17 protein-coding genes are annotated in these 21,812 nt (G+C 54.0%); 5 read left to right on the top strand and 12 right to left on the bottom strand.

Translation table 11 applies throughout. The features are described 5' to 3' along the window. Both AWR27_RS11375 and AWR27_RS11380 read left to right on the top strand, forming a co-directional pair. On the top strand, nucleotides 1-756 hold the full coding sequence (locus tag AWR27_RS11375; protein ID WP_077131286.1) for a zinc ribbon domain-containing protein: 756 nt from the start codon (nucleotides 1-3) through the stop codon (nucleotides 754-756). Between the two features lie 51 nt (nucleotides 757-807). Further along, nucleotides 808-2,292: a tetratricopeptide repeat protein gene (locus AWR27_RS11380; RefSeq protein WP_083732998.1), complete on the top strand. Its 1,485-nt coding sequence runs from the start codon at nucleotides 808-810 to the stop codon at nucleotides 2,290-2,292. 208 nt (nucleotides 2,293-2,500) lie between these two features. Here AWR27_RS11380 and AWR27_RS11385 read toward each other — a convergent pair whose 3' ends face one another. Next, a complete protein-coding gene (locus AWR27_RS11385) occupies nucleotides 2,501-3,688 on the bottom strand; it encodes a phosphoglycerate kinase (RefSeq protein WP_077131288.1) in 1,188 nt (395 codons plus the stop codon). A gap of 101 nt (nucleotides 3,689-3,789) precedes the next feature. Between AWR27_RS11385 and AWR27_RS11390 the strand changes: the two genes are divergently transcribed. After that, nucleotides 3,790-6,183 (top strand): M20/M25/M40 family metallo-hydrolase, encoded by a 2,394-nt coding sequence (locus AWR27_RS11390; RefSeq protein ID WP_077131289.1) that lies wholly within the window; start codon nucleotides 3,790-3,792, stop codon nucleotides 6,181-6,183. A 2-nt stretch (nucleotides 6,184-6,185) separates the two neighbouring features. Here the strand turns inward: AWR27_RS11390 and vapC are convergent, their stop codons facing one another. Genes vapC through AWR27_RS11410 form a run of 4 tightly spaced genes read right to left on the bottom strand, consistent with a single transcriptional unit; the run spans nucleotide 6,186 to nucleotide 9,019 of the window. After that, complete coding sequence (gene vapC, locus AWR27_RS11395; protein WP_077131290.1) at nucleotides 6,186-6,587, bottom strand: type II toxin-antitoxin system VapC family toxin; 402 nt, start codon at nucleotides 6,585-6,587, stop codon at nucleotides 6,186-6,188. Then, on the bottom strand, nucleotides 6,584-6,805 hold the full coding sequence (locus AWR27_RS11400) for a type II toxin-antitoxin system VapB family antitoxin (protein WP_077131291.1): 222 nt from the start codon (nucleotides 6,803-6,805) through the stop codon (nucleotides 6,584-6,586). The genes vapC and AWR27_RS11400 overlap by 4 nt, the downstream gene beginning before the upstream one ends. A 41-nt stretch (nucleotides 6,806-6,846) precedes the next feature. Beyond that, entirely contained in the window at nucleotides 6,847-8,052 is a 1,206-nt protein-coding gene (locus AWR27_RS11405; RefSeq protein WP_077131292.1) for a hypothetical protein, read from the bottom strand. Next, entirely contained in the window at nucleotides 8,039-9,019 is a 981-nt protein-coding gene (locus tag AWR27_RS11410; RefSeq protein WP_077131293.1) for a DUF2157 domain-containing protein, read from the bottom strand. Before AWR27_RS11410 ends, AWR27_RS11405 begins: the two co-directional genes overlap by 14 nt. A gap of 27 nt (nucleotides 9,020-9,046) precedes the next feature. Here AWR27_RS11410 and AWR27_RS11415 point away from each other — a divergent pair, with 27 nt between their 5' ends. Then, a complete protein-coding gene (locus AWR27_RS11415) occupies nucleotides 9,047-10,732 on the top strand; it encodes a VRR-NUC domain-containing protein (protein ID WP_077131294.1) in 1,686 nt (561 codons plus the stop codon). Nucleotides 10,733-10,764: 32 nt separating this feature from the next. Here AWR27_RS11415 and AWR27_RS11420 read toward each other — a convergent pair whose 3' ends face one another. The 4 genes from AWR27_RS11420 to AWR27_RS11435 all read right to left on the bottom strand — a co-directional run bounded on the left by AWR27_RS11420 (nucleotide 10,765) and on the right by AWR27_RS11435 (nucleotide 17,694). Beyond that, nucleotides 10,765-12,180, bottom strand: coding sequence for a glucoamylase family protein (locus tag AWR27_RS11420; RefSeq protein ID WP_077131295.1), 1,416 nt, complete (start codon nucleotides 12,178-12,180; stop codon nucleotides 10,765-10,767). Nucleotides 12,181-12,303: 123 nt separating this feature from the next. Further along, the gene (locus AWR27_RS11425; protein ID WP_077131296.1) at nucleotides 12,304-13,821 is read right to left on the bottom strand and encodes a RagB/SusD family nutrient uptake outer membrane protein; all 1,518 of its coding nucleotides are present in this window, start codon (nucleotides 13,819-13,821) and stop codon (nucleotides 12,304-12,306) included. 20 nt (nucleotides 13,822-13,841) lie between these two features. Further along, nucleotides 13,842-16,832, bottom strand: coding sequence for a SusC/RagA family TonB-linked outer membrane protein (locus AWR27_RS11430; RefSeq protein WP_077131297.1), 2,991 nt, complete (start codon nucleotides 16,830-16,832; stop codon nucleotides 13,842-13,844). Between the two features lie 115 nt (nucleotides 16,833-16,947). Beyond that, nucleotides 16,948-17,694, bottom strand: a complete 747-nt coding sequence (locus tag AWR27_RS11435; protein ID WP_077131298.1) for a class I SAM-dependent methyltransferase — start codon at nucleotides 17,692-17,694, stop codon at nucleotides 16,948-16,950. Between the two features lie 163 nt (nucleotides 17,695-17,857). Here AWR27_RS11435 and AWR27_RS11440 point away from each other — a divergent pair, with 163 nt between their 5' ends. Next, nucleotides 17,858-18,244, top strand: a complete 387-nt coding sequence (locus AWR27_RS11440; protein WP_077133934.1) for a c-type cytochrome — start codon at nucleotides 17,858-17,860, stop codon at nucleotides 18,242-18,244. Between the two features lie 236 nt (nucleotides 18,245-18,480). On the opposite strand, the gene AWR27_RS11445 is transcribed toward AWR27_RS11440, so the two are convergent. The 3 genes from AWR27_RS11445 to AWR27_RS11455 all read right to left on the bottom strand — a co-directional run bounded on the left by AWR27_RS11445 (nucleotide 18,481) and on the right by AWR27_RS11455 (nucleotide 21,793). Then, nucleotides 18,481-19,125: a YceI family protein gene (locus AWR27_RS11445; RefSeq protein WP_077131299.1), complete on the bottom strand. Its 645-nt coding sequence runs from the start codon at nucleotides 19,123-19,125 to the stop codon at nucleotides 18,481-18,483. A gap of 86 nt (nucleotides 19,126-19,211) precedes the next feature. Further along, nucleotides 19,212-19,667, bottom strand: coding sequence for a MarR family winged helix-turn-helix transcriptional regulator (locus AWR27_RS11450; RefSeq protein WP_077131300.1), 456 nt, complete (start codon nucleotides 19,665-19,667; stop codon nucleotides 19,212-19,214). A 167-nt stretch (nucleotides 19,668-19,834) separates the two neighbouring features. Continuing rightward, the gene (locus AWR27_RS11455; protein WP_077131301.1) at nucleotides 19,835-21,793 is read right to left on the bottom strand and encodes a BamA/TamA family outer membrane protein; all 1,959 of its coding nucleotides are present in this window, start codon (nucleotides 21,791-21,793) and stop codon (nucleotides 19,835-19,837) included. Nucleotides 21,794-21,812 lie beyond the last annotated feature (19 nt).

A 21,812-nucleotide genomic window follows, 5' to 3' on the forward strand; every position in this document is an offset into this window, starting at 1 on the left:
ATGGAACTGACGATTGCGCAAAAATTAGACGCTCTTCTGCAACTGCAATCCCTTGATTCTCAACTTGACGAACTCATAAAAATTCGCGGTGGCTTACCCGAAGAGGTGCGCGATCTGGAAGATGACATCGCTGGCTTCGAGACACGGATTGGCAAGTTTCAGTCTGAAATCAAAACGCTCGAAGAAGAAATTGAACGAAATCGAATCGCGAAGAAAGACGCCGAAAAGCTGATTGTCAAATACAAAGACCAGCAGATGAACGTGCGCAACAACCGCGAGTTCGACGCTATATCGAAAGAAATCGAACTTCAGTCGCTCGAAATCGAACTCGCCGAAAAGCGAATCAGCGAAGCACAATTCCGGGTGCGGGGCAAAGAAGAAGAGATTAAAACGACGCAGGAGGCTCTCAACGAACGTAAAGAAGACCTGAAAGCCAAAAAGCAGGAACTTGATCAGATTACGTCGGAGAGTCAGGAAGAAGAAAAAGAAATTATTAAACTCCGCGACAAACAGGCTACCAACGTTGAACCGCGTTTGCTGAATTCGTACAACAAAATTCGTGGCAACGCACTCAACGGTCTGGCGGTAGTGATGGTGAAGCGCGGTGCCTGTGGCGGCTGCTTCAACGTAGTACCTCCCCAACGGCAGGCAGACATCAAAGACAAAAAGAAAATTATTGTCTGCGAACATTGCGGGCGCATCTTCGCCGACGTTGAAGGTGTTCCCGAACCCGCTCCAACGGGTCGCGGCAAGTGATTTTCAAGGGGAACACGGATTTTACAGATGGGACGGATTTACACGGATAATATGAAAAATCTGTGTAAACCCGTCCTATCCGTTTTATCCGTGTTCCTCTTTTTTACCGCTTCGGCGCAGGATTTTGCCTGGACGCCCGGCCTGCAACGTGCTTACACTGACCTGCAAAAAGGCAAACTGGCAAACGCCCGGCAAATGCTGGCCCGCGAACCTGCCCAAAACGGCGTTCGGGTGTTTGTAGAAGACTACGCCGATATGCTCCTGCTCGTTACCACCGACGACGACCGGGCCTTTGCCAGCCTCAGCGACCGCGAAGACGAACGACTCGATGCGCTAAAATCGTTGACTGATGATTCGCCCTGGCAGCGGGTGTTGCAGGCCGAAGTGCGGTTACACTGGGCGTTTGTGAAACTCAAGTTTGGCAGGGAGATGAGCGCGAGCTGGGACGTTATCCGGGCGTATAGGCTCCTGGCTGAGAATCAGAAACGCTTTCCTGCTTTCCTGCCCACCTACAAGTCGCTCGGTACGCTGCACATCATGATCGGCTCCGTGCCGGAAAATTACGTGTGGGTAGCAAACCTGCTCGGTCTGCGCGGCAATATTCGGCAGGGGCAGCAGGAATTGCAACGGGCGCAGGCCGACCCTATTTTCAGTCTCGAAGCCCGGCTTGTCGACCTGATGGTGCGGGCCTACGTCCTTAACTTCACCGACGCCGACGGTCAATCGCTCCGGCAATTAGTTACGGCCAACTCCGATAATCTGCTGCTGCATTTTTTCGGCGCAACCATCGAGCAGAAAAACGGACACGGCGAACAGGCACTGGCGTATTTGAATACCCGCCCCACCGGCGCGGCTTATCAGCCGATGCCCATTATCGAAAACATTCTGGGCGATGTCTACTTACAAAAAGGACAATATAACACGGCAACAGCACATTTCCGGCAATTTCTGGCAAGCTACCGAGGCCGTAATTTCCTAAAAGACACGCATTACAAACTGTTTCTGTGCCACTGGCTGGCGAACCGCCCCGAGTCTGAAGCCCGCCCGTTGCTCGAAATGGTACTGCGCGTTGGCCGAACGGCGGTAGAGTCCGACAAGGCGGCTCAGAAATTTGCCGAAGCGTATTTGAAACGGGGGGCATCGGCCAATCAAAAAGTGCTGATGCGGGCGCGGCTGGCATCGGACGGTGGTTTTACCGATAGTGCGCTGGCCTACCTCCGCCCCTACCCCGAAACCCGGTTTGCTACGCTGGCCGAACGCGCCGAATTTAACTACCGGATGGGCCGCATCTACCAACGCCAAAACGCACCCGACGCGGCCATTCCGTATCTCAGCCGCGCTCTCGCCCTCGCCGATACACCCGACGGTCGGCGCGACCAACTCTCGTTCGGTGCGTCGGCAGCTTTGCAGTTAGGCTACATTTACCAACAAAAAAACGACCGGATCCGCGCCCGGTCATTTTTCCAGAAAGCCCTCAGTTTCAAGCACCACGAATACAAAAACAGCGTCGATAACAAGGCGAAGGCCCAGTTGTAGAGACGCAACCCTTTGCGTCTCACCTGCGTCAGCCCTTTTGCTATATCCTCCTATGCGTCAGCCCTTTTGCAGCGTCTCCTGTGTAGCAACCCTGTGCGTCTCAGGAGCCGGATGGTTTTGCTGACGCACAGGAGACGCAGTAAAAGGGCTGACGCATAGTAGACATAGTAAAAGGGCTGACGCAGAGGAGACGCAAAATCTTGCGTCTCTACGAGAGGGCCGCTACACCCGGTAGCACTTTCCCTTCCATGTATTCCAGCAGCGCACCGCCACCTGTTGAGACGTAGCTGACGCGGTCGCCGTAACCGGCCTGATTGACTGCCGAGGCAGAATCGCCCCCGCCGATGAGCGAAAACGCGCCGTTCTCTTCGGTCGCTTTTACCACCGCTTCGGCAATGGCGTTGGTGCCGGTGGCGAAGTTCTCGAACTCGAATACGCCCATTGGTCCGTTCCAGAGAATGGTTTTCGAGTTCAACACCACATCGGTGAACAGTTTAACTGTTTCAGGACCAATGTCTAAGCCCTCCCACCCGTCGGGAATATGGCCGGTAGCAACGATTTGGCGGTTGGCGTCGTTCGAGAAACTATCGGCGCAAACGTTATCGACAGGCATGTAGATTTTCACCCCTTTGGCTTCGGCTTTTTTCAGGATGTCGAGCGCGAGGTCCTGCTTGTCGGCTTCGAGCAGCGATTTACCGATTTGCCCGCCCTGCGCTTTGGTAAACGTGTAGGTCATGCCGCCCCCGATGATGAGGTTATCGACCGTATCGAGCAGGCGTTCGATAATCAGGATTTTATCGGAGATTTTGGCCCCGCCCATGATAGCCGTGAACGGGCGTTCGGCATCTTCCAGAATCTTTTTGGCGTTGTCGAGTTCGGCCTGCATCACGTAGCCGCATACCCGGTCGGCGAAAAACTGACCGATTACCGCCGTGCTGGCGTGGGCACGGTGGGCCGTTCCGAAGGCATCATTCACCCATACGTCGCCAAGTTTCGATAGTTTCTCGGCAAACTCAACGTTGCCTTTTTCTTCTTCTTTGTAGAAACGAAGGTTTTCGAGCAGCAGAATCTCGCCGGGTTGCAGGCTTGCCGCCAGGTCAGTGGCCGATTGGCCGATACAATCGTCGGCAAATTTCACCTCCCGGCCAAACGCTTCGTTGAGCGCGGGGATGATGTGTTTAAGCGAATATTTTTCTTCCGGCCCACCCTTCGGACGACCTAAGTGCGACATGAGAATGGCCGAGCCGCCATCGTTCACGATTTTTAGCACGGTTGGGATAGTCGCTTTAATGCGGGTGTCGTCGGTGATTTCGTACTGGTCGTTGAGCGGCACGTTGAAATCGACGCGAACGAGGGCTTTTTTACCGGCAAAGTTGTAGGAATCTACAGTTTTCATGAAGTACTTAAAGAATGAGTGAACAAATGAATGAGCAGACGTGCGTTATGTTCTGATTTTCGGGCGTAAAATTGGTAGAAAAAACCCGTTGACCCAACCTTATGACCCGCCGACCGCAAATTTCCGCCTTGTTGACCCTATTGCTGCTCATCGGCCTTGCCCTCTGGTCCATCTGGATGATGGAGCCGCCCGCACCCAAACCCGCCACCGCCCCACCCACCGACTTCTCGGCGGAACGGGCTTTCCGGCACATCCGCCAAATTGGGCGAGAACCACACGCGATGGGTACGCCCGGCCATGCCCGACTGCGAACCTATCTGCTGGGGCAACTGCGGGCGTTGGGGCTGGAGGTGCAGGTGCAGGAAACGCCCGTCTCGTATCGGCGGGGCGGCAGCGTGGGGTATGTGTATAACCTGCTGGGGCGGCTACGCGGCAAACAATCAAGTGACACCGGGTCGCGTAAGGCGGTGCTGATGCTGGCGCATTACGACTCGCAGCCTAACGCACGGGGTGCCGCCGACGATGGCGCGGGCGTGGCAGCCATGCTGGAAACCGTCCGCGCTCTGCAACAAAGCGAGCCGCTTCAACACGACGTTATTGTGCTGATTTCCGATGGCGAAGAATATGGCCTATATGGGGCACAGGCATTTTTGCGGCATCCGTGGGCTAAAGACGTTGGGTTTGTGATGAACCTTGAAGCGCGGGGTGTGCGGGGCGCGGCCATGACGTTCGAGATTAGTCCCGAAAACGGCTGGGCGGTAGAGGCCCTGGCGAAGGGCGCACCCTATCCGGTAGCGTCGTCGCTGATGTACGAAGTGTACCGGAGTCTGCCCAATAGCAGCGATTTCACGATTTTCAGGAATGCGGGCTACACAGGCATCAATACGGCGTTTATCGACGGCTTCGTGCATTACCACAAACTGACCGACGCGCCCCAGACCCTTAACCTCAGTAGTCTGCAACACCACGGCAGCAACCTGCTCGGCATGACCCGCTATGTTGGCAATCAGGCACTTGAGAACACCAAAGCCACCGACAAAGTCTTTTTCAACACGGTCGGTTTTCACCTTGTGCAGTACCCTATGTGGCTGAACGGCTGGTTCGTGGGCTTGCTGACCCTGCTGCTCGTGGGCGTATTTGTGTTGGGTCTTCGCCAACGGGTGCTGACGATTTGGCAAAGTCTGGCCGGGCTGGGCCTGTTTCTGCTGATTCTGTTGCTTACTACGGCTCTGTTCTGGCCCATCACGGTATTCGTGCGTGACCTGATGCCACCGGCGTTCAAACTACGCATTGCCGAAGACAGCCGGTTTGCGTTCGATTACTACATCAACGGCATCTATGGCTCCGACCGTTTTTTTGTTGCCTATATACTACTGACGGTTGGGCTGGTGGGGTTACTGATTCGGCTCGTGCTGCGCTGGATTCGCCCGTTTTCGCTGCTGATGGGCGTTTACCTGCTGTTATACCTGCTGATTGTTGTTCAGGCTATCTGGTTGCCGGCGGCCACGTTTCTGTTACTGTTTCCATGTCTGTTCAGCCTGGTTGGCACACTGCTGCTCTTTAGCCGAAACCTTGTCCGGCGTGACGAAACGCTGGCCTATAGGCTGATAGCAGGCGTTTCGGCACTCCCCGCGCTGCTGTTATTGAGTCCGCTGGTGCGAATGCTGTTCGTTACGTTCGATTTGCAAATGCCGTTTATAGCGTCTATGCTGCTGTTTATTCTACTGCTGAGCTTGCTGTTGCCGCTGGTATTTGGTCTCGAACAGGCGTTGCGCTGGCGTAGCTGGCCTACGGCGGCTTTAGTCTCGCTTGGGTTGGGGCTGCTGCTGACCATCTGGGCCATTCGCGCCGAACAGCCAAGTGCCGAACAGCCGCTGCATAGTCAGGTTAGCTACTACCTCGATAGCGACTCAGGCAAGGCGCACTGGTCGTCGGTTTCGCCCCATCTTGACCACTGGAAGGCGCAGTTTTTTCCTGATAAATGGATGGACTCGTTCCGCCGTTTTTACCCCGCCGGGCAGGGGAATCGTCTGCTCAATCAACGGAGACGGTTGGTGCAGGAAACCACCGCGCTCGCCCTGCCCGCCCCAACCGCCACCATCATCAGCGACAGCAACACCACCACAGGCCGAACGTTGCGGCTCCGGCTGCATTCGCCACGTGGGGCAGCGGGGTTTGTAGTGGGGTTTATGGTAAGCGACACCGCCGATGTGCGGAACATGCACATCAACAACGAGCCAGTACAGACCGACCGGTGGCCGCTCTCAGACCAGAAAGGTTATTGGCTGCAATTGGTCTGCAACGGCCTGCCGACAAGCAAAGAACTAACGCTGACGATGAAGACCCGGCCAAAAACGCCGTTCCGGTTGTTTTTGTACGATCAGTCGATGAGTTTACCCGAATCATTGGTGCGCGTTCCCCGGCCTGCCGACGTGGTGTATGAGCAGGGCGCAGGCAGCAATCAAACTATCGTACGGAAGGTGTATGCGTTTTAACGTTACGCCACGCGCAAGGTAGTGTGCCGGGCGATTTGGTCGAAGTCAGCGTCATTGTGTAGAATAGGCAGGTCGTAGAAAAGGGCGTAATGGGCAATCAGGCAGTCGTTTGGTTTGCGGATAGTAACGCCTTTTTTGCGGAGGGAGCGGTATAACTGAGCTGCTCCTATTGCGGCTTTTATAGCATCCGCACGAAGAATTTTACAAGCCAGCAGATTGGTTCTGGCCCGTTGCCATTCGTTATCCTCCCGAAACCCCTGCAAAGTTTCCTGCAAAATAGTCGGCGTAATTGCAATCAATCCAGGCGTGAGCAATCGGTCGATAACAATCTTTGTCTGGTTAGTGCTAATTCCCCGGAAACAGTCAATCCAAACCGACGTGTCAACAATAATTGGCTCTGTCATGGTTTGTCATCCCACTCTTCAGGACGCACAACTGTACGCATTTGTTCGAGGTCACCTTCCCAGGTAACGTTACCAAACATAGCAAGCAGATCCCTACGACGCAACGTTTTCAAAAATTCATCGAGGGCCAGATTAACAGCTTCGCGTTTGGTTTTGATGCGGGTAAGCTCCATGATTTCCTGCAACAGTTCATCATTGATGTCAATGTTCGTTCGCATAGCCGTCGTTTTTTACACAAAAATACATATTTTTATACACATCAGTATCGCCCCTCGCCACCGCCACCACCGAAGTTGCCATCTCCAAACCGGAGGTTGTCTTTGGAACCGTGCGACGCGCCCGAAGCCGCCTGAATAGCCGCGATGGTTTGCAGATTCGCCAGCAGCGTATCGGGCGAATCATCGTTGGGCGTATCTACGAACCCGGCGTTGGAACGGCCCGGTACGTCGGTTCGCAGGTAGCGGATACCGGCCACGGCCAGCGTCACCAACACCAGCCCGCCAAGTGTCAGGGCTACGTTGAGTGGCAACAGAGCCACGTATTCGTGAAGCGTCATAACGGCGGCAATGAGACCCAGTGCGCCCAGAATAATGCGGATACGATCTTTACGAAGCAGTCCGCGCCAGCCGTAAAAAACAGGCAATGCGAATGTCAGAAACCAGAATAGCGCGGGCAGGGCAATTTCGGGAGTCGATTCAGGGGCAAACTGACCGGGCGGCACATCGAGCAACAGACCGTTCAGTTCGCGGACTACGAAATAATTGCCCGCAGCCGCCAGCACAATCAGCGAAATCCACTGCGCCAGCAATACCGAGTCGAGGTAGTACAGCTTCTGGAACGGCATCTGCGGTCGGCGGGCCAGCCAATACAGCAGACCCGATACGCCCATCATCACAAATGGCAGCGCGGCTTTTCCCCAACTCACCTGCAACATGCCGTCGAATACGGCTACGTAAAAAGTAGTTAAAGTGGCAAAAGCCAGCAGCGTATCCCCATAATACCACAGAGCGAGTAGCAGCAACGGCAACGTCAGCAGGCAATACGATGCTACCGTCAATCCTTCGGGCAGGAGCAGATTTAGCCCAAACGCCAGATAACTCGTGGTCATTACGGCAAACGCGTTGTCGGTGCCATTGCGATATAGCTGCCCCTGCTGAATGTAATACCGGCCAATAAAACCGAGGCCAACGCCAATACCGATATTAATGACACCGAACGCCACCCGGTTGTCGTAGAGTCCGGTTAACAGCGTAGTCATCAACAGCAGGTAAACGCCTGTAATGACCAGTACCGTAAACAGAAAAAGGCCAATCTCAACGAAGCCGTTGGTTTGCCGAAATTCAAATGGATACGCTGGTCGAATGGCAGCTAACTGGCTATCGGTCAGCAAGCGTTGCCGGTGCCAGCGTTCGGCCTGTTCGACCACGGCCCGGTTCTCAATCCATTGTTCATTATATGCCTTCATTCGCTTTCCTTTTGCGGGGTAATTGCTTCAATAAGTACGTCACGGCCACGGCCCCCGTCACGACCACGTACCAATAGCCCAACACGCCCAAATCATCGAATGGCATGTAGTGGAAGAATAAATACGACAGCCCAATGTAGCCATATACCGTACTCATAAGCAGGTATAAAAACGACTGCTGCCGCCGGGCAAAACGGTCGAAGGCCACGCAGGCTACCAGCAGCCCCAGCGCAAAGCCGAGCCGCAGGTTCTCAAAGTTGAAGAGTCCGCCCAGCAGGGCCACTAACAGCAGATTTCCGGCAATGGTCAGGTAAGTGTCCGTAAAATGGGCTTTGATGCGCCGTTGTTGCAGCCATAGAGCCGCGCCAATCAGTATCAACGCCAGCACAATAGCCGAAATCGTGGTTTCCTGGTTGAAGAAGTTGGTTTTGACATACAGCTCGAGCGGGCGCACCGTAACGCCTACCCACGAGATAAGCGCGGTCAGGCCCATGCCCAACACGCCCCGATGATCGAACCGGTACGCCAGCGGCAGAAACAGGGCGGCAGGCAGCAACGTTACGAGTCCGTAGCGGGTGCCGAACACGTTGTATGCATACTGCGCATAGCCTTCCAGCGTCAGAAACAACAGACAGCCGAGCAGCAGCGCGTAATCACCAAAGGCCGAGCGCGACTGCGTTTGGTGGGTTGACCAGACCGGGCGGTGTTGCCAGGCAAACCAGAAGCAGCCCGCACACGCCACGGCCATAACGGCCAGCAACGCACCATGCCCTATGCGGTCGAAATTATCGTACACCAAAAGCCCCAGCCCCGTACTCAGCAGCACAATACCTATGTACAGCATGGCCCGCAGTTCCCAGTGTAGCGAAAAGGGGCGTAGTTGCTCTATTTCGGCGATTTTCGCCCGTTGTTCGGGTGGTACAATGCCTTGTTTTGCCAGGTGTTCGAGTACGTCGTTTGGGGACATTATGCGTGATTTTGGTGTTATAGTACTATGGTCGGACGCCAAAAAGTTATTCTTACGCCCCGGTATTATTTAGACAATTTCCGCTACGTGCTGGACTTTGTCAAACGGCTGTACGGCAATCTGTTGAACGAAGCCGAATGGAACTTTATTCGTCAGTTTGAGGCTCTCGGCATTGATGCCCAGTGCCTGTATGTTCGGTTCAGCAATCGCAAAGGACTATTTTTTCGGGTCAACAAGCTACAATATAACGAAATAAATGACCTTCCGGCGGCTGTGGGTGAGTTACTGGCGGCTGGATTCATCGAACGGCTATCGGCCCGGCACGAACCGGTTGGCACCGACGCGCTGGGCGTTTTCACCAAACCCGAACTGCTCGATCTGCTACCGCTGGAGCCGGAAGAACGACAGCCGCTGGGCAAAGAAAAGAAAGAAGGCGTTATCCGGTACGCGCTTAACGAACTGAATTTCGCTGAGATTGTCACGAGTCTGACCACGCACGAAACGGTTGTGAAGGTGAATTTCGAGGTCGAAGACATGATGGTGAAGTACCTGTTTTTCGGCAATCGGGGCGGCAGCATGACCGAGTTTGTGGTGCGCGACCTCGGCATGATTAACTTCGAGCGATATGACGACAGTAAAATGACCGCCCGCTTCCGCAGCCGCAAAGAAGTGGAAGATAAGCTGTTAATCTCGCTGACGAACGAACAATTTTACGATCTGAAAGAAGCCGAAGCCCCCGCCGAAACCATTTACAACTGGTTTCTGAACTGGAACGAAACCCGCCCCGACCTCACCGAAATTGCCATTCCGGGTTATCAGAAACTCGTATGCCGCGTGGGCGCGTACCTCGAACGGCAGAAACTGCCCGATCAGGCGTTGGCCGTATATGAATTGAGCGACCGCGTTCCGGCCCGCGAACGGCGCGTGCGGCTGCTCTACCGCAACGGGTCCGTCGACGAAGCCCTCGCCCTCTGCGACGAAATTGCCGTAGCTCCGCTCAACGCCGAAGAACGCTACTTCGCCAACGATTTCAAGGAGAAAATCCTGAGCACGGGCGCAAAGAAACGCAGCCGCAAAGCCACGACCCGCTTTTTGTCGGATGCCGAGAGCGTAAACATTCCGGCGGCCTATCGGCATCACGTCGAAGCGGGCGTAATGAATTATTATCTGGAGCAGGACTACGACGCGGCTTTCACCGAGAATTACCCCTGGCGCGGGCTGTTTGGACTGGTGTTCTGGGATATTATTTACGACGCCAACGTGTCGGCCATTCACCACCCGCTGCAACGCGCTCCGTCGGATTTTTACCTGCCCGAATTTTACCACAAACGCGAAGACCTACTCAAAAAACGCCTGACCGAACTAACGTCCAAAGACGACTGGCGACGGCATACGGGCCGAACCTTCAACGCCAAGTATGGCATCACCAACGTGCTGGTCGACTGGTCCGACGAGTTGCTGGGGCTGGTACATCGCCTGATTGAACTGCTTGACGTAGAGCAACTCCGGCTGATATTGCTTGAGATGGCCCGCAACGTTCGCGAACACACTCGCGGCTTCCCCGACCTGCTTGTCTGGAACGACGCCGGGCAGTATGAGTTTGTGGAAGTAAAATCGCCGACCGACCATCTCGGCCCGCAGCAATTGCACTGGTTAGAGTTTTTTCAGACCATTGGTGTCCACGGCAAAGTGGTGCGGGTAGTGTGGGAGTAGAGACGCAAGATTTTGCGTCTCGGCCATGCCCGCTACTGCCCCAGCCAGCCACCCGTAAACCCTGCCCGCTGTAAACCACGCCGGATGTGCGGGTTCTTCTTCATCAGGTTCCAGATAAAACCCGTTCGCAGGTTTTCGGCCATCAGCAAAATAGGCCCCTGATCGATGCCGAGGTAATCCCGGTCGAACCAGCCATTCGTCGTTGAGCCCGGCGTGGACGCGCCGTTGGCCGATGCCGATGGGTAACGATAGGTTGGGTTGAAGGCGTCGCGGAATCCGTATTCGCCGTAGAGTTTTGCGCCGTATTTTGTTTTCATCGCCCGCAAGGCCGGTACGCAGATTTCGGGCGCGAACGGCAACGACCCGCCAGCAGCAGTCGGCGCAATGGTGCCATCATCGACAATGCCGGTCGAAGCGGCTCCACGGGCGCGATACGAGAAAAATTTGCGCCCATTAGCCGTCGTGTCTTTCGGACCGTCGCAGGCGGTAAGGCCCCAGATAGTTAGGCCGTAGTCCTGCCACTTGCCGGGGTTTGCTACGCAATAGGCGCGGTTGGCGTAGGTAGCCCGGCGCGAATTTTCGGCATAGTCGATACCTTTACCACGCATGTACTCGTCGCGGATACCCCGAAAATCAATCCAGACGTGCGAGTACTGATGGCCAAACAGCGGGTCGAAATTAACGTGCGGCTGCTCGTAAAACGTGGTCCATGGATACGATTTCGTCCAGGCCGCCCACACGTCGGTGCCAACCGGGTGCGTGGGCGAACCGAGGGCCAGCACGTAGAGCAGCATCGCTTCGTTGTAGCCCGTCCAGTCACTTTTAATGAAGCCTTTTTCGGGATGCCAGCCCATGCTTACAAACGGTTGGCGGGCCTGAAACCATGTCCAGTCGGCACGGGTGTAGATGGTTTCGGCCAACTGCCGTATTTCGTTTTCGGCGGGCGTATTATGATCGAAATAGGTCTGTGCGCTCAGAACGCCACCCAGCAGCAGGGCCGTGTCGATGGTCGACAGTTCGACCTGCTTGAACCGCTCGCCGGTTTTCATATCCAGAAAATGGTAGAAAAAGCCTTTGTAGCCCGCCACGCCCGTTGCTTTGTCGGACTGGGGCGTATTGGCAAAAAAACGAAGCGTGTTCAGAGTTCGCTCTGCTGCCTGCGCCCGCGTTATGTAGCCGCGCTCAACGCCTACCAGATACGCCGTTAGCCCGAAGCCAACGGCGGCAATACTGGCAAACGAGGGTGTTGGGGCGCGGTCGGGTACAAGACCATTGGCGGGGTTAGTTGTTTCCCAGAAATACCGGAACGTATCGCGCTGAAGACTATCCAAAAACGCCTGATCGGGAGCGGAAAGCGTAGTCGTTGCTCCCGACAACGGGGCCGTTGGCTGGCTACAGGCCCCGCAGAACGCTCCGCAGAGTAGCCAAAGAGTGAGGATTTGTTTCATCGTATTACAAGGGGAACACGGATTAGACGGATACCACGGATGAACACAGATTTTTGATCTCTTAATGGCTGAAATCCGTTTTAATCCGTAGCATCGGTCCAATCCGTGTTCCCCTTAAAAAAATTAATAGCCTGGGTTTTGCGTCAGTACGCCCCCACTTAACTGGATTTGCGTCTGCGGAATGGGGAACACTTCGCTTTTGCCTTTCACGAAGGTTTTGCCATGTGCGGTAAATGCCTGAGCGGCCCGGCCCGGCTGCAACTCTTCCTGCCGGATAAGATCGAAAAAGCGGTCGTGTTCCATAGCGAGTTCAACCCGCCGTTCGCGCCATATTTTGGCCTGGTCGATGGTGGTATGAGCGGGCAAACCGGCCCGCGCCCGCAGCCGGTTGATGTCGGCCAGCGCATCGGCGGTTCGGCCCAGTGCCAGCGCGGCTTCAGCATGCATCAACACAACTTCGCCCAAGCGCAGAATCCGCAGATTTTTAGGTAGCCGGTCGTTGTTGCCACAATTCCGCTCAGACGTGCGGCTATGATACGACTTGTAGTTGTAACGGTCGTTCTCGACCGAGTCGCGGCTGGGTATCCGGTAGCCATCCCACAGCACCGTACCAAGCGGAGCCGGGTTGATAAAAATAATGGTAGCCGCCCGGCGACGGTCGTTCGGTTCGTATTCGTCGAGCAGGCTCTGCGACGGCGTTCCAAAACCAAAGCCCAAATCCGACCAGCCCCGTTTGCCACCCGCACGCGGCCCCTGACAAACGCTGTAGAGAGGAATGGCGGCATTACAGGCCAGATTGATACCAGTCTGCACTTCAAACAACGACTCATTGCTATTGGCCCCCACTTCGCGCCAAATGTTGGCGTAGTTAGGCAGCAGGTCATACGTACCCGCCTGATTTTTGAGTATCGAATCGCTCAGGGCATAGGCTTGCTGCCAGTTTTTCTGATACATATAGACTTTTGCCAGCAGGCCCATAGCAGCGGCTTTGGTGGCCCGGCCCGTTTGGGTTTGTCCTTTTATGGGCAAACCATTCACCGCAAAGCGCAAGTCGCTGACAATAAGGGCGTATATCTGTTCTTTACTGGCCCGTGCCTGCAACGCTGTGTTATTGATTTCTTCAACTGGCGGTACGCGGTCAATAAGCGGCACTCCGCCAAAAAAGCGCACTAAAGTGAAATAAAAATAGGCCCGCAAAAACCGCACTTCGCCCTCAAGCTGATTCCGGGTAGCCTGATTTGCCGGGCTGCTTGGAATCAGAGCCAGTGCCTGATTGGCCCGCGCAATGGCCCGGAAATAGGTTGCCCACACGTTGTTGAGGTTGCCCACGCCGGGCGTTGGGTTCAGGTTGTCGAGCGTACCAAACGAGTTGGCTCCGTCGGCAGGCGAACTGCCCTTGTCGGCATCGTCGGACGCGATGTTGGTCATACCCACATAATCGAAGCCGTGCATACCGCCCTCCCACATAGTGTTATACACGCCCGTCACCAAGTTCTGGGCGGCTGCGGGGTCGCTGCTGACGGCGGCAACGCCAATTTGGCCCTGCGGGGGCGCATTTAAAAATTCGTTACAAGCTGTCAGGCCCACTCCCAGCAAGATGGATAGCACCGCCAGCCGAGCGATTTTTTTTGTATGATTCATGATAGCTGAGTCTTTTTGAGTTAGAAACCTACGTTAAGCCCAACGGCAAACGTGCGGGTGGTGGGATACGAGTTAAGTTCGATCCCGGAGTCTAACGGCCCACCCGGCAGTTCGGGACTGAAACCGCTGTACTGCTGAATGGTGAACAGGTTCTGCGACGTCACGTAGAGCCGGGCCGTGCGGAGCTTGGCCTTGTCGCGCCAAGCCGTCGGAATGGTGTAGCCGAGCGTCAGGTTGTTGAGCCGCACAAACGACCCCGACTCCACAAAGTAGGTAGAAGCGGGCGTAGCTGCGGTAATCAGGCGCGGGTCGGTTTGCGAGGGGCGGTTAGGTTGCCAGCGGGCGTCGGCATAAGCGGCTTCGATATTGTCGGTATTTTCAAAACGAAACGCCTTCTTGCCGTTATAAATCTGGTTGCCCGCGTTGCCGTACACGTCGGCGGTAAGGTCGAAACCTTTGAATGTCAGCCCCAGATTGATGCCGTAATACAACTTTGGCTGATACGACCCGGCATAAATCCGGTCGTTGTTGTCGATGACCCCGTTTCGGTCAACGTCTTCGTATTTGAGATTGCCGGGCCGAACGTTGGCGCGGTTGCCAAACACGGGCGACCCGTCGATTTCGGCCTGATTCTGAAATACGCCGATAGCATTCAGCACGTGGAAACTGCCTACGGGTTGCCCATTGTCGCTGCGGGTAACGAAGCCCTGCTGCCCCACACCACCGGCCAGCAATGCCTGCCCTCCGTTAAGACCAACAAGCTGGTTTTGGTTAAGCGTCAGGTTGCCGCCGATGCTATAGCCCAGGCCACTTTTCAGCGTTTCGCGCCAGTTCAAAATAAACTCGAAACCCCGGTTGCGAAACGATGCGATATTGGTCAGAAACTGATTGTCGGGGTCGCCGAAAATGGCCGGAATAATCTGAAACGCCAGCGCGTCGCGGGTGGTTTTGCTGTAATAATCAACTTCGCCAGTCAGCCGACTATCGAAGAAGGCGAACTCCAGCCCGGCATCAATTTGTTCGGTACGTTCCCATTTCAGTTGCTGGTTTTTTATATCCTGAATGGCCGTACCGAGCGTTAGGCCATTGTTGTAGAAGTACGGAATATTGACAGCCGCCGTCAGGATATAGGCGTTACTGGCAATGTTGTCGTTCCCCAGAATACCCCAGCTTGCCCGAAATTTCAGAAAATCGAACACCGACTGGCTTTTCATAAACGCTTCATCGGAGATAACCCAGCCCGCACCCACGGTTGGGAAATAGCCCCAGCGTTCGCTGAATTTGGAACTGCCATCGGCCCGCAGCGACGCGTTGAAAAGATACCGGTTGGCGAAGCTGTACGTCAGCCGCGACACAAACGACTGGCGGGTTTGCAAATCCCCTTCGCTGTTGTTCGACAGTTGCTGGTCGGGATTGCCCAGCCCCAGATACCACAAATCAGGGTCGTTGGGTACGTTGATACGGGCACCTTCAATGAAATCGGATGTGAACCGCTCCGTTACGGCTCCCAGCAGCAGCGTTGCGTTGTGCTGCCCAAACGTGCGGTCGATAGTAGCGGTATTGTCGATGATATACCGGAGCGATTTGCCCTCTTTGAGCGTAAGCTGACTGTTTTGCTGCCGCTGATTGCCCCCCGCCGTAATAAACGTGATGGCATCGTTCTGAAACTGCCGCAGATAGGTCTGGTCGCGGTTGAAAATCAGGTCGGTATTAAAGGCCGAGCGCAATGTGAGCCACTCAACGGGTTTATAGTTAAGGGCCAGATTACCCTGCAACCGATTGTTGATGATGCGATTGGTGCGGGCGTCTAAACTCAGAATGGGATTACCCACGTTGCCAAAAGCCGAAAGGTTGCCATACCGCCCATCGATTATTGCCGGCACAATAGGCGCGGCCCGGTACAGATTCTGGTAAACGCCATCTAAGTTCACGCTCCGCTCATTACCCCGCGCAAACGAAAGCTGGTTGCTGAAGGTGAGCTTGTCATTGATTTTCACTTCGTTGTTGGCCCGAATCGTCAGTCGCCGGAAGTCGTTGGTTTTTACCACGCCCACATCGGTAAAATAGCCCGCGCTGAAGAAGAACGTGTTGCGTTCGCCACCACCCGAAATCGACAGGTTATGGTTCGACTGGGGGCCATTTCGCAGGGCTTCGTCGTACCAGTTGGTGGTCTGGGTTGAGGTTAGGGGCGGGTTGTTAACGTTCTGATTGGGGGCGGCATCGGCCAGATACGCTACATACTGGTCGCGGTTTGCCATCCGTACCAGATTGGCGGGCTGGCGCAGGCTGATGTTGGCATCGTACTGTACCTGCGTAGCTCCCGACTTTCCCCGGCGCGTAGTCACAATCACCACGCCATTGGCGGCCCGCACACCATAAATAGCCGCCGATGCATCTTTCAGGACTTCGATGCTCAGGATGTCATTGTTGCTGATGTTGCGAATATCGTCGGTGAGTACACCATCGACCACGTAGAGCGGATTAACGCCTGCTAATGCCGAGCCAACGCCCCGCACCCGAATCTGCGGTTGTTCGTTGGGCCTGCCCGACGCAATGATCTGAACCCCGGCCATGCGGCTCTGCAACGCCTGGGTGGGCGTCTGCACCGGGTACTTCACAATTTCTTCACCTTTCAACTGCGCCACAGCACCCGTGAGGTCGCGTTTGCGCTGCGTACCGTAGCCCACTACCACCACCTCTTCGAGTGCCTGTGCATCGTCGGACAGCACCACATTGATGGTTGTCTGATTACCCACCAGCACCTCCTGCGGTTTCATGCCAATCATGCTGAATTGAAGAACGGCTCCTTCGGTCACGGCAATCGAATAGTTGCCCTCTGCGTCGGTGGTGGTGCCGGTAGTAGTGCCTTTGATGACCACACTGGCCCCCGGCAACCCGCTCTGGTCGGTTTGCGACGTAACCCGACCGGTAATCCGCTGATTTTGAGCCTGCGCCGACACGCAAACGACAAGCCAACCCAGCAACCATAGCCAGTAGCGATATTGTTTCATAGAATTGTTGAGTTTTAAGACTATTGAACAAATATACTACCAACATCTACCAATGCAATTTGTTCCTTATAAAGTCATAAGAAACCAATTAGTTACACCATTGACCATCAGGCGTCTACAGCACGTAACCGATACGCATAAAAATTGGGAAACGCACCTCGCGTTCGGCATTGCCCCACAACGGCTCCAGCGTTTCGCCCAACGCCGTTACGGGGTCGTGACCATTTTCGTGCATGTATTGCCGCACGGCAGACCAGGTACGTAAATAATTCAGAAATCGCTCCACTGTCCAGTTACGGTAGGCCGTAAACGTCTGCCGTTGCGCGTCGGCGAAAGGGAAGGGCAGTGTGGTGTAGGCGTCGTCGATGTATTTGCGCTGTGGGTCCCAGTACGGGCCGATACGGTTGCGGTAAAAATCGAGCAGCAACGGGTCCAGGTCGTCGCCGATTTTCACCAGACCGTAGCCCCACTCAGCCAGCACCGCCCCCGGTTTGGCAACGCGCCGGACTTCCTCATGAAACGCTGGCAGGTTGAACCAGTGTAGTGCCTGCGCCACCGTAATCAGATCGAACAAGTGGTCATCAAAAGGAGTTTTCTCGGCAGGACTGACCTGATAGCGAATGTTGGGACGTTGCACAGCCCGGTCGAGTTGCGTATCGCTTATGTCGGTGGCTTCGACCTGCGCGAACAAATCGGCCAATGCGCTGGCTACCTGCCCGTTGCCCGTAGCACAATCCCAGGCCGTGTGGCGTTCGCGAACAAACGAGAGAACGTATTCATACAAATCGGCGGGGTAATCGATGCGATATTGAGCATACAAATCGGCGTGGCCGGAGAAGCGGTCGAGGGGTGTAGCTGGCATAGTTAACAGGCTTGTTTTAAACCATTGTAGGTAATTTTTGTCTTATAGTGGCTTTGGTGGTAAAATGCAACGTCTGGATTGGCTTATCGGGCTAAACCGTCTATTTTTGTGTGGCTTTTTTACCATCTATATTTCGTTTGTTTTAACCGTTTACCTGATTCCCATGAAAAAATCGTTTGGATTCTTCCTTGCTGCGGCTTCGCTTGCCGTCGCATCTCTCGACGTTATGGCACAGGCCCCCGCTGGCGAAATTCCAGCCGATATGCAGGCCCTGATGAGCAAATATACCTGTATTGCCTGCCATCGTCCTAACCAGAGGTTAGTCGGTCCGGCTTACATCGACGTTGCCAAGAAAAATTACACCAATGAGCAAATTGTAGAACTGATCTACAATCCAAAGCCTGCCAACTGGCCGGGCTATCCGCCAATGGCTGCCATGAAGCAGGTCCCGAAAGACGATGCGCTGAAGTTAGCGGCCTGGATCAACTCGCTCGATGGGGGTGCCAAAAAAGGTGCAGCCAAGAAAAAGCCAGCCGGTAAAAAAGCTTAACGTGTAGAGTTAGCATCTCAAATCAATAAAAAAGCCGGTAGCACCTGAAGAGGTTTAGCTACCGGCTTTTTCTGTTTATACCAATTGTTGTCGTTGTGTGGCTGACGCAGATGGCTGGCGCAAATGAGACGCAAAGGGTTGCGTCTCTACAATTGACCATCCGGTGTAGAGACGCAACCCTTTGCGTCTCCTTTCGCGCCAGCCACCTGCGCCAGCCAATACGATGCAACGTCGTATTATTTAGCCGCTACTAATTTCATGTCGACCGAGAAATCGTCGTAGATAGCCTTATCGCCAATGTTCTCGAAGAACGATTTCGAGCCGTAACGAATGTCGTATTTGGTGCGGTCGAGGGTAGCTTTTCCTTCGGCTTCAATGCCATTGGCCGTAGTTTTGATCGTAGCCGGGAACGTCACCTTGTTGGTGATGCCTTTGATGGTCATGTCGCCCGTGATGTCATAAGCGTTACCGCCCTTCGGTGTCACTTTCGTGATTTTGAACGTTGACGTCGGGAATTTTGCCGTGTTGAAAAAATCCTCTGACTTCATGTGGCCGATGAACTTCGCGTTGTATCCGGCGTCGGTCAGGTCTGTGCAGGCAATGCTGTTCATATCGAACGTAAACGTGCCGCCAGTCAGTTTGCCACCGTCAACGGTTAGGGCACCGTCGGCCAGTTTTACGGTGCCAAAATGTTGGCCCGTAACTTTTTTACCGTTCCATTTCATAATGCTTTTTTCAGCATCCACTTTGTAGGCGGTTGGCTTTGCTTTTTTACCGGGCGCATCCACGCCGGGCGCATCAATACCAGATGCAACGAAGGCCGACGAGCTGGTCAGTACCGCTACGGCTACCAGACCTGTTAAAATTTGACGTGTTTTCATGGGATTTTAATTAATTGGTTGTATTTATTTAAAAGAATGAATGCATTTAGAAAAAATTGTTGTTGAATTAGCTTCTCTAATTCAATTTACTGACGCAGCCGGTCGAGCAGATGACTAAGCTGAACAGCCTCATCTTCCGTCAGTTTGTCGCGGTGGATGGTATCCCATTCGCCCTGATACACATCTAACCGCTTGAGCAGGGCCAAACCGGCGTCGGTTATGACCACGTCAACGGCCCGACGGTCGCTGGGGCATTCGGTGCGCAACACTAATTTTTTGGCAACGAGCTTATCAACCAGACGGGATGCATTGGACATTTTATCGAGCATTCGCTCAGTGATGTCACTCACCTTCACCGGATTTGGAAATTGCCCGCGCAGAATCCGCAACACATTATACTGTTGTAGCGTCAGACCAAACGGTTTCAGCATGCGCGTCTGGCTGTCGGCTACCCAGTTGCTGGTGTATATCAAATTCACCATAACCCGGTGGTATGGCGATTTGAACGGGATTGTTTGTTTAATGTCAGCTTCAATAGACATGCTGCAAAGCTACTACGATTGTATTAAATGTCGATACATTTAATACAATTATTTTTTTCACAAAGTTCCGCCCTGCTCGTTTTAGTTGGATCTGCTGCCTGACTTGAAAAACTGACGGGAGATTAGATGGTGAATAGCAACCGATTAGAGGAAGCCTATCGGAAGACTCAGCGATAGGGTATGATGGCGGGGGCCGACAGATCGAAATCCCGGAAACGCAGCGTTGGGACGCCTTCGAAAGCCTGGCGAAAGGGTAGCCTATTGCCGGGAATGTTCGGATAATACGCCAGTCGAATCTGAAAGCTATTGAAGGTCAGGTTCTCGTTTCGCAGCCGAAACCCGATGCCATATCCCTGATACAACGGCCCCCGCAACAATGCCCGATCCTGAAAACTGACTAAGCCTATATTGGCAAACGTAATAAAAGCGACCCGAAAGCCAACCAGACTGAACCGCCCGAATAGTATATTTTCATAACTAAGCAACAGTCGTTTCGTGCCGCGCAGCGCATCGCTCGAAATGCCGATTCCATCGGTTTGGATACCACTGCCGTTACTGTTGAGCGTAATGTATTCGTTCAAAAACCGACCAATACCCGTGGTGTATCGAACATTGAAAAAGTGCCGAATATTGCCCCAGCGGGTATCGAGCAACGGACTGAAATAATTACTCTCCATCGACAATACCCCCTGTTCAAAGCCCGTGCTTCGAGTAAAGCTGCCGAGGTTGATCAGGCCGTAGAGATAGCCCGCCTTTCGGATGTATTTGCCCTGCGAGAAATTGATACCCATGTAGCCACGTGGACCAAACTCAGCATTATCGACACCCGTTGTAACGGCAAACGTTTCACCAATGGGTACGTCTTCGGTGCGGCCAAATCCGTAAATCAGTACGTCGCGAATGTATTTTCGCCGGGAAAAGCCGACGCTGAACAGCACAGTACGACTATCCTGGTAAAACTGATTGGTGTCTGCCCTGACAGCGGGACGTCGCATGTAATCGTAATTTGAATAGCGCAGAGCCACAATCAACCGCGACCGGCCCACTTCTTCCGAGTTTTGCGGCTTGTAAAACAACCGAAACGAGCGGCCAACCCAGACGTCGGTATAATTATAACTGACCGGCACCAGCAGCACACTATCATCGCGGGTGATGATTCGGTTGTTCACCTGTGTATGGTTCAACTCAATGGCACCGGCATATTTGGTGTCGGGTGTGATAAATGGCCGGAAAAGCCGCACTGACCCTTGTTTCAGGTTCCGAAGGAGCAGCAGTTCGGCCTGAGCGGTCAAAAAGGTTTTACCAATAAATGGTATCGTATAACGCGTCTGAAACTCAGCCTTCTGGCGTGGGTCGGTTCCATTGTGTGCAAATTGTACAAAAAGCTGATGCCCCAGCCCCTGAAAGTTTCGCTGCTCAAAACCAACGCTATAGTTGTTGAATCCCCCAAATCCGCCTAAGGGTAACAGCGACCAGACATCCTGCGTAATCACGTATACCTCAACAAACTGCCGACTGCCTTCACGCGGCACGATCAGAATACGGGCATCGGTAAAAATGGGAATCGTTCGCAGGAGCCGCTCATTGTCGCGCAGCACGTTCGGATTCACGGCGTCGCCCTCCCGAAACAGCAGATACGACCGCCGGATTACATTCTCTTTAGTATTGGTATGCAGCCGGTTACCCACCCGTTCGGCCCAGTTGCCGGGTTTTCGCAATGTGTCGTATACGGTTTGCCCGAATACGCCCAATCGCCGAAAATGAATGGAACCGATGATGCGCCCTTCATACCTTTTGAACGGATTGATTTCGATTTGATTGACCTCGCCCGTTTGCCGACGGCTATTATACACATCGCGAAATACAGCATCATAAAGCTGACGCGTGAGTCGGCGTTTATACATACTGGTTTTCAGGCGCGTATAAAACACACTATCGCGTTGCATCAGCACACTATCGGCTACGGCGGTCGAGAGCGGAGTTGCCAATGAATCGGTCGCCCCGCGTTTAGTGCGCGACGTATCCGTTTGGGCAATTGCAACATGAATCAGCCCCACGCATAGCAGCAGACTCATCCAGACCGGATGTAGCCGCAACGTATACCTGTTTCGGTGTGGGTAGTTCATGATAAAAAATTATTGTTAT

The organism is Spirosoma montaniterrae (assembly GCF_001988955.1).
GTDB lineage: Bacteria > Bacteroidota > Bacteroidia > Cytophagales > Spirosomataceae > Spirosoma > Spirosoma montaniterrae.

Bases quoted from the DNA above. Each gene is read 5' to 3' on its own strand.
- AWR27_RS11375 (WP_077131286.1), top strand. From the start codon at position 1: ATGGAACTGACGATTGCGCAAAAATTAGACGCTCTTCTGCAACTGCAA.
- AWR27_RS11380 (WP_083732998.1), top strand. From the start codon at position 808: ATGAAAAATCTGTGTAAACCCGTCCTATCCGTTTTATCCGTGTTCCTC.
- AWR27_RS11385 (WP_077131288.1), bottom strand. From the start codon at position 3,688: ATGAAAACTGTAGATTCCTACAACTTTGCCGGTAAAAAAGCCCTCGTT.
- AWR27_RS11390 (WP_077131289.1), top strand. From the start codon at position 3,790: ATGACCCGCCGACCGCAAATTTCCGCCTTGTTGACCCTATTGCTGCTC.
- vapC (WP_077131290.1), bottom strand. From the start codon at position 6,587: ATGACAGAGCCAATTATTGTTGACACGTCGGTTTGGATTGACTGTTTC.
- AWR27_RS11400 (WP_077131291.1), bottom strand. From the start codon at position 6,805: ATGCGAACGAACATTGACATCAATGATGAACTGTTGCAGGAAATCATG.
- AWR27_RS11405 (WP_077131292.1), bottom strand. From the start codon at position 8,052: ATGAAGGCATATAATGAACAATGGATTGAGAACCGGGCCGTGGTCGAA.
- AWR27_RS11410 (WP_077131293.1), bottom strand. From the start codon at position 9,019: ATGTCCCCAAACGACGTACTCGAACACCTGGCAAAACAAGGCATTGTA.
- AWR27_RS11415 (WP_077131294.1), top strand. From the start codon at position 9,047: ATGGTCGGACGCCAAAAAGTTATTCTTACGCCCCGGTATTATTTAGAC.
- AWR27_RS11420 (WP_077131295.1), bottom strand. From the start codon at position 12,180: ATGAAACAAATCCTCACTCTTTGGCTACTCTGCGGAGCGTTCTGCGGG.
- AWR27_RS11425 (WP_077131296.1), bottom strand. From the start codon at position 13,821: ATGAATCATACAAAAAAAATCGCTCGGCTGGCGGTGCTATCCATCTTG.
- AWR27_RS11430 (WP_077131297.1), bottom strand. From the start codon at position 16,832: ATGAAACAATATCGCTACTGGCTATGGTTGCTGGGTTGGCTTGTCGTT.
- AWR27_RS11435 (WP_077131298.1), bottom strand. From the start codon at position 17,694: ATGCCAGCTACACCCCTCGACCGCTTCTCCGGCCACGCCGATTTGTAT.
- AWR27_RS11440 (WP_077133934.1), top strand. From the start codon at position 17,858: ATGAAAAAATCGTTTGGATTCTTCCTTGCTGCGGCTTCGCTTGCCGTC.
- AWR27_RS11445 (WP_077131299.1), bottom strand. From the start codon at position 19,125: ATGAAAACACGTCAAATTTTAACAGGTCTGGTAGCCGTAGCGGTACTG.
- AWR27_RS11450 (WP_077131300.1), bottom strand. From the start codon at position 19,667: ATGTCTATTGAAGCTGACATTAAACAAACAATCCCGTTCAAATCGCCA.
- AWR27_RS11455 (WP_077131301.1), bottom strand. From the start codon at position 21,793: ATGAACTACCCACACCGAAACAGGTATACGTTGCGGCTACATCCGGTC.